Below are 15,647 nucleotides of genomic sequence, written 5' to 3' on the forward strand. Positions count from 1 at the left end.
TAAAAAAATAGCCACTTACAACTCAATAGTTTCGCCTATCGCAGGAAGCTTTAAGTTAAGACCGGCTTTAATAAATTTCTCGGCCACTTCATCTTTATCAATTTTGATCACCGGGAACGAATCATAGTGCATACCAATAATGTTTTTGCAGTTGATAAATCCGCTTGCTTTGATGGCGTCATCGGCACCCATGGTATAATTATCGCCGATAGGTAAATAGGCCCAGGCCAGGTTATCGTCGGCTAGCAGTTTCATATCATAGGTAAGCGCGGTATCGCCGGCAAAGTATATGTTTTTACCCTCGTTGGTATAAATCACAAACCCTGCAGGGTTGCCGCCCGCTGCGCCGTCGGGCATGGTGCTGGAGTGTATGGCGTTAACCATTTTAACACGGCCAAATTCAAAATTAAAACCGCCGCCAATATTCATGCCATGTACATTGTCGATACCCTTGCTACCAAGCCAGTTAGCTATCTCGGCTATACAGATCACCTTGGCGCCACTGTTTTTTTGCACCTCGATCAAGTCGGCTACGTGGTCGCCATGACCGTGAGATACCAGGATATAGTCGGGCTTAATGGTATTGATATCAATATGTTTAGCCAGTGCGTTATGGGTGATAAAAGGATCAAACAGCAACTTTTTGCCGCCGGTTTCTATCTCAATGGTCGATTGTCCGTAATAGGTAGTTTTCATTTTAGTAGTTATTTGTTCGATGGGTCAAAGCTAAATACTTATAACTAAATGTTTTAACACATAATTGTTTGATGGCAGAAAAGTTACAAAGATGGGCTGCTTTAGAGTCGTGCGATTCTCTCCCTTGGGAGAGGCGATGAGAGATACTCCAGAGGAGTAAAAGCTTTGTAGAAAACAAACCACAAGCATCTGGCATACCGTAGGTATGCAACCTGAGTATAGTACCTACGGCACTGAATTGGGATTGGCTTTTTCTACAAAGCTTTAACCCTTATGGGGTTTGCAAAATTCTTGCGGGGGAAGGGGAGGGGTTTATTCGTAAGGCAGGTAGCAGAGAACCCCTCCCTGCTACAACACTATCCATCGCACCCCTCCCCAAGGAGGGAATTTAAGCTGGAAATAATTCCGCAGTCACTCGGCTGGAGTCCACAGGTATTGGGAAGACCGGATTTTTATAAAAGTTGTCATTTCGATAGAGCTTGAGATGGCATGAGTGTTGTGCGAAAGAGAAATCTTATACGCGATGTAAAGCCTTAATTACAAATTTTATAAGATTTCTCCTCGTAACTCGTTCGAAATGACAGCGGTTTTTTGTCTTCCCAATACCTGTGGACTCTCTGCGAGTGACCGTCAAGTCCACCGGGTCTCTCGCAGATTTAGGTTAACCCATAAAATCTAAATGCGCACCGAATAAGGCTTAATAAGTAAGTTTATGATTAGGAGACTCCGCTGGAGTCCACTATTTCTTCAGATTTTGCCTATAAACACGTGGCCCCGCTGGGGCCGATAATGTTTTATAGTGTAAACAGTATGCCTGACGTGCTATTCGGCCTCAGAGAGGCCACGTGTTTATAGTCCTAAAGTGCACATCAATAGGCTCCGTAGGTGCCTCCTATTGGAATTTTAGGTTAGCGAATTTTGTGGGTTAACTTTAACTTGCAAAGGACCCTGAGGTATATGGATGTCCCAAAAGTGGGTTTACATAAAAATGCGTTATATTGAGGTAAATCGAATTTATATAATTGATTATCAATTATATATAAAAATGTTAACCCTGAAAAGTGTAAACCATGTAAACCCACTTTTGGGGTCTATTGGCCAAACATGCCGCCCAGGTCGCCAAACATGTTTTTGGTCATGGCGGCCATTTCACTCTGGCTTATATTTTCCGCCTGTTCCAGCGCTTTGTTAATGGCTACTGCCAAAAGTTCTTCAATCTCTTCTTTATCGGCATCGGCAAAGAAAGCGCTGTCGATATGGATAGATTGCACCACCTTATTGGCATTCGCGGTAACAGTGATCTTACCGCCTTCGGCCACACCGGATACGGTGATGCCGTCCAGGCGTTTTTTTATTTCGCCAGCCTTTTGCTGGGCTTCCATGAGTTTATCAAACATGATATTTAAATTAGATGTGCAGATTTCAGATATGCAAATATGCAGATTAACTCCGTTGAGGGCTGCGCCGTTTCAGATGTGCGGATGATCTTAACTGAAATGTAGATGAGCAAATGCTTTCATCTGCACATCTGAAATTTGCACATCCGCACATCAAATAACTAATCATCGCTGGTATCACCGTTGCCGGTATAGGCGCTTTTGCGTACAATAGGCATACCTGCGGCCTTAAACAGATCATCCAGTTTTAACAAGCTGCCATTGGCTAAATTAGTTAACAGCACAATGGTGATATCGTTTTTCATGTCGCGCAAATAAATGTGCCTGAAGCCGTGCCACCAGCCGGTATGATAAATAACCTCCTGCCCAGGTGCGGTAAATGTACGCCAGCCATAACCATAGCTAAAGTGGCCATGCAGCATGGGGTTACGGGGTACATAAGCCGAATCGAGCGTAGCCTGCTTTAATAAACGCCCCGCCCGTAAAGCACGATCAAATAAGAACAGATCGCCAACCGTACTGTAAATGCCCTTGTCGCCCACAGGGCCATCCAGGAAATTTTGTGCTACAGAGTACCGCCATTGCCCGCGATCATGGCCCACTACGTCAACCGGTATTTTATCATATACAGCCTTGGAATATACATGGGTATGCACCATGCTGGCCGGGGCAAATACGTTCTGTTTCATAAAATCGGCATAGCTCATACCGCTCACTTTTTCAATAATAGCGCCCAGCACCATAAAGTTGGAGTTGTTATACAAAAAGCGTTTGTTGGGTACATTAAACGGACGTGGTTTATAATCGGCTATCATTTTCATGGCCTCGGCATTGGTGAGCCCCTTTTTCTGGTTCAAATGCTGGCTGCGGTATATATCGTCAATAAAATATACATAGTTCATCATACCCGAGCGATGGGTAAGCAGCAGGCGTATGGTAACCCCACTGTATGGAAAGTCGGGATAAAACTTCTTTACATCATCGTCCAATGTGAGTTTGCCACGTTCCATCAGCATTAAAATAGCGGTGGAGGTCATGGTTTTAGTAACCGATGCCAGTTCAAATTGAGAGCTTAATTTCAGGCTGTCGCGATGCAGGTAATCGGCCCAGCCTATCGCGTTTTCATAAACTATCTTTCCTTTTTTTGCCACCAGTACGTTGCCATTAAAGCCACGGGTACGATGAAGCTCTTTCATCACCTCGTCTATCTTTTTATCGGCGTTTTTGGGGTTGTAGGCCAGCAGGGTGGCGGTATCTAAAGGTTTGCTTTCGGCGGGACTTAAACTTTTATTTTTATCATTGTTTTTTGACGAACAGGATGTTAATATCAGCAATGTTGCGGTAACTGTTAAAATGCTCTGGTACACTAATCTCATAAATGAATTTCTCAACTTAAACGAATGCGAAAATTAGAAATTATAACGCAGGTATGAATTAAAGTTTTAATTTTTTCTTTAAAGGGGATTCTCTTTGTATGTTTAGGTATGGATTTAGGTAAAAAACTCAAACTCATTATTTTATTTTTGTTGTTGTCGATTGCTACGTATGCACAAAATGCGGATGTAAGCGCGTTGATAAAAGAGGGCATTGAGCTTAACAATGCTCATAACTACACCGCTGCGATTGAAAAATACAAACAGGCCCTAACCGCCGATCCGGAAAATATCCAGGCTAATTACCAGATGGCCTTTTCACTGGTTTCATCAGGTAAAGGTACGGACGGAATCACCTATCTAAATAAAGTAGTTAAAACAAGTAACAACTTTACGGGGCCGGCCTACGAGCTCCTGGGAAGTATTTATGATGCGACAAAACAACCACAACAGGCTATAGATGCATACAAAGCCGGAATTAAGATTAAACCAGACTATCAACCCTTCTATTTTAACATTGGCCTGGCCTATTTCAGAGCCGGTAAATATGCCGATGCAGAACTGGCTGCAATTGAAGCCATCAAGCTTGATCCCAAACACGCCAACAGTCAGCGGCTGTATGGTTTGGTAACGTTCCATCAAAATAAACGAGCCCCCGCCCTGCTGGCCCTGTGCAATTTTTTATTACTGGAACCCGATGGTCCGCGATCTGCCGAGGCATATGCCAATATGCAAAGCATTTTAAAAGGAGGAGCACTAAAAATAGAGGGCAAAACTGATGTTGAAAACATCGCTTTAAATAAAGCAATAGCCACCGCGGCTGCTACTACCGATAACAGAAAATACGCCTCCCCGGCCGATCTGCTGGCCGCCCAGTTAAAGGCGATATTTATAGCCATTGGCGAACTGTCCGAAAAACAAACCGGGAATGATTTTTTCAGGAATTATTACGCGGGTTTCTTTTACAAACTGGCCCAAACAGAACACATGCCCGCTTTTGCCCGGTTGATGGATCTGAGCGCTAATAAAGCTGCCGATATACAATGGCTGCAGCAGAATGAGGATAAACGCAAGGCATTGGAAGCGTGGGTGGCTGCCGCGGAAAGAAAGTTTTGAGGATATTGAAACATATGATATATTTATAGCATAATTAAAACCTAAATCTGTAACAATGGCTATTAAAAAATTCAAGTTTTACGTCTTCAATATTAAACTACAGTCGTTAAAAGAAGGGGATGAAAGGATAATTGCCTATGAAAACTTAATAAAAGCAATCACTTCAAAACCACATTTTACTCGACTCAATAAGAATGAGGCTATAACGATGTATAAGCCATTTGAACGAGAGGAAAAAGGCTTAAAATATTTTTATGGTAATTTAGGGAAAGGAATCTCATTTTTCGATAAAGATGAAATAAGAGTCATTAACAATAATAAAGTTTCAAAAGAAGTAGTTAATAAGGATAATATTCTAGAACCAATTACCGGCGAGTATATTTTTATTCCTAGTATTCACCGTTTAGGTTTATTAAAGACGCCGAATTCACCCACCGTTGGCGATGTTGAACGATTCTTAAGGGAGCATTTGGGTAAATATATTGCCCCAGATGAAAAAATTGAGATTGACTTTGAGAAAGAACCATCGATAATAGATGAAATTTTCAATGCAGAAGCTGTTTATAAATTAAGTTATGAGATAACATATACTAATTCCGATGCATTGCCAGCTCAAGGTGAGTTATTTGATGAATATCTTCATGAAAATAACATCGGGAAGCTATCTGTTATAGCGGAGGCTGACCACAATCAGGAAGGATTGAAAATAAAAGATGTTAATTTTTTAGGGGGTGGAATTGAAGTCGCAAGAAATAACGGAGTTATAAAATCAGCTAAAATCAAAACCCCCGATAGTAGAAAAATTAAGACGGTATCTAATACACAAAAGCCTTTGTTACAAGAAGCTGAATTGATAAATGAAAATGATATAAAACCTCAGCGCTGGTTTAATAAATTTATCCATTTGTATAGAGGTATATGATTTATGTACAGCGACCCAGAAGAAATTAAAGCTAAACACAAAGGAGATATTCGTACTTTATGGAATATTTATCAGTCAGATGGAAAGTTTTATAAGAATTTCTTTTTTAAGGTCAGTATAATATTATCCGTTTTATTTATAGTATCACTCTGCTTCAGTATGACAAGTGCTTATGATATCATTCAGAAGGTTGTCGAAGTTGCTTTCGGAATATTACCAAGTATGCTTGGCTTTAATTTAGGAGCATATGTCTTAATTGTCGGGTTTGGTGGAACTGAAATATTAAGTAAAATAACAAAACCTCTGAAAGGGCAAAATAATTACAGTTTCTATCAGAAATTGAATGGAGTAATGGGGGTTTCAGTGCTTGTGCAAATAAGCGCATTATTATCATCCTTTTTTATACGTATATGGGATAAACTTCAAGATGGTATTATCTGGAAGCCTAGCTGTACCGCTCTTGTTTTCGTTGAAAAATCTATAAATGTTAGTGCATTATTCTTCATGACATTTTTAGTTACCTATAGCATATTAATACTCGTAAGTGTTATAAAGCACGTTTTTATGTTCTCGCAAACGATTCACTTCTTTACTTACACCAATAGGATAGCGGATGATCAAAAGAAAGATCAAAGTACTAAAACTAATTCATGACTGTTCTTATTCTATGATCTCGGAAAATAAGCTTCATCATTAATCCAATAAAGCCACTAATCTTGTATTAAAAAGATTACGCTTAGCCATTCCCTTACTTCATATAAAACCATAACTTTGCCCTGCTAAATTTTAATACTACCATGAGTTTCAGAACCGAACACGATACCATGGGCGAGGTACAGGTACCTGCCGATAAATACTGGGGAGCACAAACAGAGCGTTCACGCAATAACTTTAAAATTGGTCCGGAGGCATCTATGCCCAAAGAGATCATTGACGCGTTTGCCTATCTTAAAAAAGCTGCCGCTTATACCAATACCGATCTGGGTGTACTACCCGCCGAAAAACGCGACCTGATAGCACAGGTTTGCGACGAAATATTAACCGGTGCTTTAGCCAGCGAATTTCCGCTGGTGATATGGCAAACCGGCTCGGGCACACAATCAAATATGAACGTGAACGAGGTGGTGGCCAACCGCTCACACGTATTGCAAGGCAATAAGCTCGGCGAAGGCAAAACTTTCATCCACCCCAATGATGATGTGAACAAATCACAATCTTCAAATGATACTTACCCTACCGCTATGCACATCGCGGCATACAAAATACTGATCGATGTAACTATCCCTGGTATTGAAAAACTGCGTGATACGCTGCAGGCTAAAGTTGAGGCATTTAAAAACGTGGTAAAAATTGGCCGTACGCACCTGATGGATGCTACACCGTTGACTTTAGGCCAGGAATTTTCTGGTTATGTATCTCAATTAAATCACGGTTTAAAGGCGCTGCGTAATACATTGGATCACCTGTCTGAATTGGCTTTAGGAGGTACTGCTGTTGGTACCGGCATCAACACCCCTAAAGGGTACGATGTAAAAGTGGCCGAATACATTGCCAAGTTTACCGGTCTGCCATTTATCACTGCTGAGAATAAATTTGAAGCCTTGGCTGCGCATGACGCTATTGTGGAAAGCCATGGTGCATTGAAACAGATAGCCGTATCCTTAATGAAAATAGCTAATGATATCCGGATGCTGGCTTCTGGTCCGCGTTCAGGTATTGGCGAGATCCATATCCCAGATAACGAGCCGGGATCATCTATTATGCCGGGCAAGGTTAATCCAACCCAAAACGAGGCGGTTACCATGGTAGCTGCCCAGGTAATGGGTAACGACGTAGCCATATCCATTGGCGGATCAAACGGACATTACGAACTGAATGTATTTAAGCCGTTAATGGCTGCCAACTTTTTACAGTCGGCCCGTTTAATTGGCGATGCCTGCGTTTCCTTTAATGATCATTGCGCGGTTGGCATTGAACCCAACTACGAAGGCATTAAAAAACACCTGGAAAACTCACTGATGCTAGTTACCGCGTTAAACCCGCATATCGGTTATGAGAATGCGGCCAAAATTGCCAAGACCGCGCTGAAAGAAGGCACATCACTACGTGAAGCCGCCATAGGTCTGGGCTTGTTAACCAACGAGCAGTTTGACCAATGGGTACGCGCCGAAGATATGATAGGTTCTTTAAAATAAGAGCCTCAGCCCAAACCCCTCTCCTACAGGAGAGGGGCTTTTTATTTACTGCTTTTATAGCAAATTGTTTATGTCAAAGCCATTTAGCTTTAGTCTTTTATCTATCATTACAAAAGGACCTTTTGCCTTTTACCTTTTACCTTTCGCCTTTTTACTAGCCTCTTGCACCATGAACCCGGATAAGCAAAAACCCGGCGAAAAATATGTTCAGGGCGAGTGGCGGCAGGATTCGGTACCGGCGCAAAAGCGATTAGTTTCCTATTCGCTTTATGATCTTAAATTCAGCTGCGATTCGTTCTTTGTAAAGATCAGTTCCTATAGCAAAGTAAATTACGGTGCTGATAGCTGCATGAACAGCGGTCACTGGGCCGAATACATCAAGGGCACCTACACGCAACGGCAGGACACCCTGCACCTGAAAGGCGAGTTTTGTAATGCCGATGGCAGTTATAAAGACGAGAAAGGCTGTTTCCGTTCCGGCGATTATGAAGAGTATTTTAAGGTGAAACAAAAAACCGACTCGCTTATCCAGTTTGCCAGTACATCCAACGTTATACCCATCAACGCCCATTTAATTAAACGAACAAGCTGCACACCAAAGCCATTGTAACAATGATCCATCATGAGTATCCATTTAAATAAAATATAAAAGACTTATGATAGCTTTATTGCCAATAAAAAAACAAAGTAAAATAATGAAAACCCAATTTTTCAAAAAGATTATCCTGCTTATTGCCGTATTTTATATTCCATTGCAAAGTATGGCCTGGGGACCTACCGGTCACCGTGTTTGCGGACAGATAGCCGACAGTTATTTAACCCCCAAAGCGCGAAAAGTTATACAGGGAATTTTAGGTTACGAGTCAATCGCCATTGGTAGTAACTGGGCCGATTTTATTAAATCAGACCCGGCCTATAACTACCTGTACACCTGGCATTTTATTGACCTAGACAAGGCATATACCTATCCCGAGCTGCAAGCTTATTTAAAGGCAGACACTGCTACTGATGCCTATACCAAAATGAATTTCCTAATAGCAGAGTTAAAGAAACCAAATCTTAGTAAGACTAATAAGCAGGTTTACCTGCATATGCTGATCCACATTGTAGAGGACGTGCATCAGCCGCTGCATACCGGCCACACCAGTGATAAGGGGGCTAATGATATTAAAGTACAATGGTTTGGTAAAGAAAGCAACCTGCATTCGGTTTGGGACAGCGGCCTGATTGATTTTCAGCAACTGAGCTATACCGAGTATGCAACCATGATCAACCATACCACTGCTGCAGAGCGGGCCAAATTGCAAAGCGCCCCGATAAGCGAATGGTTGTTTGAAAGCAACCAGCTTGCAGAAAAACTGTATGCCGATACCAAAACCGGAGATAGCCTGAGCTACAAATACAATTTTAAATACATCGATATACTGAATCACCAGATGCTGAAAGCAGGCGTTCGCCTTGCCGGTGTATTGAATAAGATATTTGGATAATTTATTTAAGCTAAAGGCCGAAGGCTTAAAGCAAAAAGCTTTGAGCTTTCGGCTTTTTGCTTTAAGCTTAAAATATGAAGATACTAATGGTTTGCCTGGGTAATATATGCCGTTCGCCGCTGGCGGAAGGGATTATGCAGCACCTGAGCGATGAGCAGGGTTTAAATTGGACGGTCGATTCGGCCGGTACGGGAAGCTGGCATGTGGGTGAAGGTCCCGACAAGCGATCTGTTCGTGCAGCCCGCAACCACGGTGTCGACATCAGCAAGCAGGTTTGCCGCCAGTTTAAAACAAAAGATTTTGATCATTTCGATCATGTTTTTGTGATGGATAAAAACAACATGAACGATGTGCTGAACATGGCTCGTAATGACGATGAGGCCCAAAAAGTAAAACTATTGCTTGGGGATAAAATAGTTCCTGATCCTTATTACGATGATAACCAGTTTGAACCCGTTTTTGAACTGATTGAAGGTGGTTGTAAGGATATTATTAAAGAGTTGAGGAGCCTCACCCAACCCTCTCCAAAGGAGAGGGCTTAAAGTGTTTTTTTAAAGTCTCCCCTCTCGGGGGAGATTATTACATGAGGGCTTCGCCGTTTAGAGGGGGCTACTTCTGCTTACCTTAAAAAAAGGAAGATCCTCACCATACCAAAAAGCACGACCGTGCGGTTGGAAACCAGCCTTAAATAAAACCTTTTGCGATGCCCTGTTTTCGGGATGGGTAACCGCGCATATTTCTTTAAGCCCAATTTCGTTCAAGCCGTAGGATACCAACGCTTGGGCAAGCTCCGTAGCAATGCCCGATCCCCAGTATTTGAGGTGCAGGCGGTAGCCCAGTTCAATGCTGCTGCTATCAAATTCACTATAGTTGAGGATGCAAACACCCACAAAATCATTATCAGCCAGGCTAAAGATACCCCAGCGTCCCATGCCCGATTGTTTTTGATAATCCTTGAGGGTATCCTTAAAAACCTTTTTGCTTTCCTGCGCAGTGCGTTTTTTTACATAGCGGGTTAAACGCGCGTCGGCATCAAGGTCAAGCAAAAGGGTTTCATCTTCGGGTGTAAATTCACAGATCAGCAAGCGCGGCGTTTGAGTAATAATGTTCATGGTTCTCAAAAATATATTTTTCCGCAAAGGCTTAGGTAAAAAGAGTGTCATTTAAGTCAATACGGGGCATAAAGTCATGGTGTTACAGGGTTGGATTATTGTAAACCCATAATTTGCTTTTTTGTACATTTGCCGCATGGCATCCATCAAACCATCCGTACCCAAAGGCACCCGCGATTTTTCACCCACCGAAATGGTGAAACGTAACTATATTTTTGATACCATTAAAAGCGTGTTCCGTAAATACGGCTATCAGCAGATAGAAACACCGACCATGGAGAATCTGTCTACCTTAACTGGTAAGTATGGTGATGAGGGTGATAAACTGATTTTTAAAGTACTCGATTCTGGGGATTATGTTACGAAGATTAAAAAACAATATGACGTTTTTATTCCCGTTTTAAATAAACTAATAAATAAAGCTTATAGGGCCGCGAATATTCCAGGCAATGAACCTGATTATCATTATTGGATAAGTATAGGTAATAGATATGAAATCGTTAAGCAAAATTGGATTGCTCAGAAAATTGATTTGGCTCAAGCGATAAGTGAATTAGATATTAAATTAGAAGATCTTAATATAACGGGCTATGAGTTAGGTTTAGATTCGAAATCATTAACTCTAGATATTTCCGAAAAAGCCCTCCGCTATGACCTTACCGTGCCTTTCGCCCGTTATGTAGTACAGCATCAAAATGAGATCACTTTCCCATTTAAGCGGTTCCAGGTGCAGCCGGTTTGGCGTGCCGACAGACCACAGCGTGGGCGTTACCGGGAGTTTTACCAGTGCGATGCTGATGTGGTGGGTTCTGATTCTTTACTGAACGAGGCCGAGTTTGTGATGATCTATGACGAGGCTTTGAGTAAGCTTGGATTGAAAGATTTCAGCATAAAAATTAATAATAGGAAAATTCTATCAGGCATTGCACAGATTATAGATAAAGCTGATAATATTATCGATTTAACTGTAGCCATAGATAAACTGGATAAGATCGGGCTCGATGGTGTGATCAAAGAATTACTGGAGCGCGGTTTTACCGAGGCTGATATCGACAAAATAAAACCGGTTATTTTACTGGAAGGTTCCAATACTGAAAAGCTGCAAAGCCTGCGCCAGGCTCTAGCCTCATCCGAAGTTGGATTAAAGGGCTGCGATGAAATTGAAACCGTATTTGGTTATATCGAAAAGTGTCCATTGCAAACCGCAAAACTGGAGCTGGACATTACCCTGGCCCGTGGACTAAACTATTATACCGGTGCGATATTCGAGGTAAAGACCAATGAAGTAGTCATGGGCAGCATCGGCGGCGGTGGTCGTTATGATGACTTGACCGGTATGTTCGGACTAAAAGGATTAACCGGAGTAGGCATATCCTTTGGGGCCGACCGTATTTATGATGTGCTGGAAGAATTGAATTTGTTCCCTGCCGCGGCCAACCAAAGCACGCAGGTATTGATCTGTAATTTTGATAAAGAAGGCGAGCTATATGGCCTACCCCTCTTGCAGCAACTACGCCATCAGAACATCAATGCCGAGCTTTATCCCGCGGGTGCCAAAATCAAAAAACAGATGGAGTATGCCAATAATAAAAACATCCCCTACACTGTAGTGATTGGCAGCGAGGAAATACAAAGCGGTTTACTTGCTTTCAAAAACATGGAAACTGGCGAACAGGAGAAGCTGAGTGTTGAGAATATTGTGAAGCGAATGGTTGGATAACAGCCCAAACGATTTTGTCATGCTGAACATAGTGCACTGTTGTCCGGTAAAAGTCACATTGCTATTAGAAAACATCCCATAAGGCCTCAAAAGGGCCTTTTTTATTGCCTTTTTAAAAGTAAGCCCCTTCAAAAACGAAAAGTTGCGCCTATTTTTAAAAACCGGCTGTCCGGTAAAAATCTAAGCAAAACATCGATATTCCTGGCATTTGACCGCTTATGGTTGCGTTATAGTGTTATAAAGTGTTTTTTGTCCTAAATATCGCAGCCATTTCGATACCGGCTGTCCGGTAAAAATTTTTACGTTTTTGCTTTATCGGACAACAGTGAACATAGTGAAGCATCTGCTCTCCAAGCGGCATGTTCAACAATAGATTCTTCGTTCCTCAGAATGACAATGAGATATTAAAGAAAAAAGGCCATCACTTTCAAAAGTGATGGCCTTTTTTCTTTATACAGTCCCCCCTTTAGGGGACTGGGGGGCTACTTAGGTCCGTAAGTAACCACCGGAATGATCATCTCTTCCAATGATATACCGCCGTGCTGGAATGTTTCATTATAAAAATTCACAAAGTGGTTGTAGTTGTTGGGGTATACAAAATAGCTGTCTTCCTTGGCAAATACAAAGCTCGAGCTTAGGTGCAGTTTGGGCAGCATAGCATCATGCGGATTGCGGATGTGGAATACCTCTTTGGCATTATAATTCAGGTTTTTACCTTGTTTGTAACGCAGGTTGGTATTGGTGTTACGGTCGCCCACAATTTTGCTTGGGTTTTTAACACGAATGGTACCGTGATCGGTAGTGATCACCACACGCACTTGTTTTGAGGCCAAAAATTTCAACAGGTCGAACAGCGGTGAGTGCTCAAACCATGATAGGGTTAAAGATCGGTAGGCAGCATCATCGCTGGCCAGCTCGCGAATCATCTGCATGTCGGTACGGGCATGGGATAGCATATCCACAAAGTTGTACACCACCACGTTCAGCTCGTTGTTCATTAGGTTGCTCACCGACTCGTTCAGGGCGCGGCCTTCGTCAATATTCAGTATTTTATGGTACGAGTATTTGCACTCTTTGCGGAGCACACGTTTCAGGTGGTCGGCAATAAATTCCGACTCATATAAATTCTTACCCCCCTCATCCTCATCATTCTGCCACATGGTTGGGTAACGTTTTTCCATTTCCAAAGGCATTAAGCCCGAAAATATGGAGTTACGAGCATATTGCGTAGCGGTAGGCAGAATGCTATAGTAAGTATCCTCTTCTTCCAGGCGGAAATACTCAGATATAATAGGGTTGATCACCTTAAACTGATCATACCTCAAATTATCTATCAGGATAAAGAATAGCGGGCCGTTACCATCCAGCTTCGGGAACACTTTCTTTTTAAACAACTGCGGTGAACTGGTTGGCGCAAATTCCGGATTTTTGATCCAGTTTAAATAATTGCGCTCTACAAACTTGCAGAATTGCACGTTGGCTTCGGCTTTTTGCAGGGTCAATATCTCGTGCATGCCGGCGTCTTCCAGCTTTTCCAGTTCCAGCTCCCAGTATATCAGTTTTTTGTACACGTCAACCCATTCCTGGTGGCTCAGGTTGTCATTAAGTGTCATACCCAGCGTCCGGAAATCCATCTGGTAGGCCATGGTTGTTTTTTCGGTAACCAGGCGTTTGTTTTCGGTCAGCTTTTTTATGGTGAGCAGTATTTGCTTGGGATGTACCGGTTTAATCAGGTAATCATCAATCTTGGATCCGATGGCATCTTCCATCAGGTATTCCTCCTCGTTCTTGGTGATCAGTACAATCGGAACATCATTATTAATGTTCTTGATCTGCTGCAGGGTTTCCAGTCCGGTTAGCCCCGGCATGTTCTCATCCAGGAAAACCAGGTCGAAATAATGCTGCTTAAAAGTATCAACAGCATCGTTACCGTTAGTTACGGTGGTTACTTTGTATCCTTTTTCATTCAGGAAAAGTATATGTGGCTTTAAAAGGTCAATTTCGTCATCGGCCCATAAAATGGTGGTGTCTTGCATAGTATATGTAGATTAAAAAATGTCTGAATCAGGATTTACAGGATTGAAGAATTAACAGAATAAAGTTAAACTAACTGATTTAGGAATTAACAAAATTTAATAAATTCTTTAACTCCGCAAACGCTGATATCGACGATTAAACCTCAAAGGGAGTGATTTGTTGTTGATAAGTAAAGGTATTAACAAAAATTAACAAACATCATGCGCTTATTTTACCTTTGTTTTACATTTTTGCATCGTAAAGAACCAAGTTGAATAAAAAGAAAATTATAAACGACCCTGTTTATGGCTTTATCAGCATCCCTACCGAGCTGGTATTTGACCTCATCGAACACCCCTATTTTCAGCGGTTAAGATATATTAAGCAGTTGGGCATGACCCACCTGGTATACCCGGGAGCATTGCATACACGTTTTCATCATGCCCTGGGCGCTATGCACCTGATGGCTATGGCTATTGAAACGCTGCGTAACAAGGGACATCACATCAGTCGCGATGAGGAAGAAGCTTTAACTATAGCCATATTGCTGCACGATATTGGTCACGGCCCATTTTCGCACGCGCTGGAGCGTACTATTATAGCCGGTGTAGCGCATGAAGATATTTCGGCCATGCTGATGAACAAACTAAACGAGCAGCTTGGCGGTGGTTTAAGTATGGCTATTGATATATTTAACGATACTTATCCGCGCCGGTTCTTGCATCAATTGGTGTCGAGCCAGTTAGATATGGACAGGTTGGATTACCTGAACCGCGATAGCTTTTTTACCGGCGTATCCGAAGGAGTGATCAGCTCAGACCGTATCATCAAGATGCTGAATGTGAAGGACGATCACGTGGTGGTAGAAGCCAAAGGAATTTACTCTATCGAAAAGTTTTTGATAGCTCGTAGGCTCATGTATTGGCAGGTTTATCTGCATAAAACAGTTATAGCCGGCGAAGAATTGCTGGTGAAAGTATTTAAACGCGGGCGCGAGTTGATATTACAGGGCGAAGATGTGTTTGCCACGCCAGCGCTCAAGCATTTTATCCAAAGCAATATCAGCAGGGAGGTTTTTAAGAAAGAGGATCATCACCTGGATATTTTCGCGAGTTTGGATGATGCCGATATCATGTCGGCGGTAAAGGTTTGGGCAAGTCATCCAGATTTTTTATTGTCGACCCTGGCTAAAAACCTGGTTCAGCGAAATCTTTACCATGTAGATATTACTAATGAAGAGCCGGATGCTGCATTTGTGGCCCAGCTGACCAAAAAGGCGATGGAAAAATATAATATCAGCGAGCAGGACGCCTCTTATTTTGTTTTTACAACCTCCATACGTAACAACGCTTACACGGCAGGCGACGGTAATATAGGTATCCTGATGAAAAATGGTGAGGTTTGTGATATAACCAAGGCCAGTGACAACTCCAATCTGGAAGCACTGATCAAAACGGTTAAAAAACATATAACCTGTTATAGTAAAGATTTGCTGTAGGGGTAAATGACAGGCAAGATGTCATAGAGCTCGTGTGATAAGTTGACAGTTTTGAGTAATGGGTTTTGTAAATAAATAGCTTGAAAATGAAGAATTTATTAAGAGAGACACT

14 protein-coding genes are annotated in these 15,647 nt (G+C 42.1%); 9 read left to right on the plus strand and 5 right to left on the minus strand.

What is annotated here, in order from left to right:
• Nucleotides 1–15 precede the first annotated feature (15 nt).
• From BW976_RS05700 to BW976_RS05710, 3 genes are all read right to left on the minus strand, one after another.
• Nucleotides 16–696 carry a metal-dependent hydrolase gene (locus BW976_RS05700; RefSeq protein WP_076371303.1) on the minus strand — a complete coding sequence of 227 codons (681 nt, stop codon included), beginning with the start codon at nt 694–696 and terminating at the stop codon, nt 16–18.
• Between the two features lie 1,091 nt (nt 697–1,787).
• On the minus strand, nt 1,788–2,093 hold the full coding sequence (locus tag BW976_RS05705; protein ID WP_076371305.1) for a YbaB/EbfC family nucleoid-associated protein: 306 nt from the start codon (nt 2,091–2,093) through the stop codon (nt 1,788–1,790).
• A 161-nt stretch (nt 2,094–2,254) separates the two neighbouring features.
• Complete coding sequence (locus tag BW976_RS05710; protein ID WP_076371307.1) at nt 2,255–3,469, minus strand: serine hydrolase domain-containing protein; 1,215 nt, start codon at nt 3,467–3,469, stop codon at nt 2,255–2,257.
• A 108-nt stretch (nt 3,470–3,577) separates the two neighbouring features.
• Here BW976_RS05710 and BW976_RS05715 point away from each other — a divergent pair, with 108 nt between their 5' ends.
• From BW976_RS05715 to BW976_RS05745, 7 genes are all read left to right on the plus strand, one after another.
• Nucleotides 3,578–4,582, plus strand: a complete 1,005-nt coding sequence (locus BW976_RS05715; RefSeq protein ID WP_076371309.1) for a tetratricopeptide repeat protein — start codon at nt 3,578–3,580, stop codon at nt 4,580–4,582.
• A gap of 55 nt (nt 4,583–4,637) precedes the next feature.
• Entirely contained in the window at nt 4,638–5,504 is an 867-nt protein-coding gene (locus BW976_RS05720; RefSeq protein ID WP_076371311.1) for a DUF4747 family protein, read from the plus strand.
• Nucleotides 5,505–5,507: 3 nt separating this feature from the next.
• Nucleotides 5,508–6,158: a transporter permease gene (locus BW976_RS05725; RefSeq protein ID WP_076371313.1), complete on the plus strand. Its 651-nt coding sequence runs from the start codon at nt 5,508–5,510 to the stop codon at nt 6,156–6,158.
• 143 nt (nt 6,159–6,301) lie between these two features.
• Nucleotides 6,302–7,699, plus strand: coding sequence for a class II fumarate hydratase (gene fumC, locus BW976_RS05730; RefSeq protein WP_076371315.1), 1,398 nt, complete (start codon nt 6,302–6,304; stop codon nt 7,697–7,699).
• Between the two features lie 70 nt (nt 7,700–7,769).
• Entirely contained in the window at nt 7,770–8,309 is a 540-nt protein-coding gene (locus BW976_RS05735; RefSeq protein ID WP_076371317.1) for a hypothetical protein, read from the plus strand.
• Nucleotides 8,310–8,394: 85 nt separating this feature from the next.
• Nucleotides 8,395–9,189 carry a S1/P1 nuclease gene (locus BW976_RS05740; RefSeq protein ID WP_076371879.1) on the plus strand — a complete coding sequence of 265 codons (795 nt, stop codon included), beginning with the start codon at nt 8,395–8,397 and terminating at the stop codon, nt 9,187–9,189.
• A 74-nt stretch (nt 9,190–9,263) separates the two neighbouring features.
• A complete protein-coding gene (locus BW976_RS05745; protein WP_076371319.1) occupies nt 9,264–9,731 on the plus strand; it encodes a low molecular weight protein-tyrosine-phosphatase in 468 nt (155 codons plus the stop codon).
• Between the two features lie 57 nt (nt 9,732–9,788).
• Here BW976_RS05745 and BW976_RS05750 read toward each other — a convergent pair whose 3' ends face one another.
• A complete protein-coding gene (locus tag BW976_RS05750; RefSeq protein WP_076371321.1) occupies nt 9,789–10,301 on the minus strand; it encodes a GNAT family N-acetyltransferase in 513 nt (170 codons plus the stop codon).
• Nucleotides 10,302–10,437: 136 nt separating this feature from the next.
• On the opposite strand from BW976_RS05750, the gene hisS reads away from it, so the two are divergent.
• Nucleotides 10,438–12,021, plus strand: coding sequence for a histidine--tRNA ligase (gene hisS, locus BW976_RS05755; protein WP_076371323.1), 1,584 nt, complete (start codon nt 10,438–10,440; stop codon nt 12,019–12,021).
• A 482-nt stretch (nt 12,022–12,503) separates the two neighbouring features.
• Here the strand turns inward: hisS and porX are convergent, their stop codons facing one another.
• On the minus strand, nt 12,504–14,057 hold the full coding sequence (gene porX, locus BW976_RS05760) for a T9SS response regulator signal transducer PorX (protein ID WP_076371325.1): 1,554 nt from the start codon (nt 14,055–14,057) through the stop codon (nt 12,504–12,506).
• Nucleotides 14,058–14,308: 251 nt separating this feature from the next.
• Between porX and BW976_RS05765 the strand changes: the two genes are divergently transcribed.
• On the plus strand, nt 14,309–15,535 hold the full coding sequence (locus BW976_RS05765; protein ID WP_076371327.1) for an HD domain-containing protein: 1,227 nt from the start codon (nt 14,309–14,311) through the stop codon (nt 15,533–15,535).
• Nucleotides 15,536–15,647 lie beyond the last annotated feature (112 nt).

Origin of the sequence: Mucilaginibacter lappiensis, assembly GCF_900155965.1 — a bacterium.
GTDB lineage: Bacteria > Bacteroidota > Bacteroidia > Sphingobacteriales > Sphingobacteriaceae > Mucilaginibacter > Mucilaginibacter lappiensis.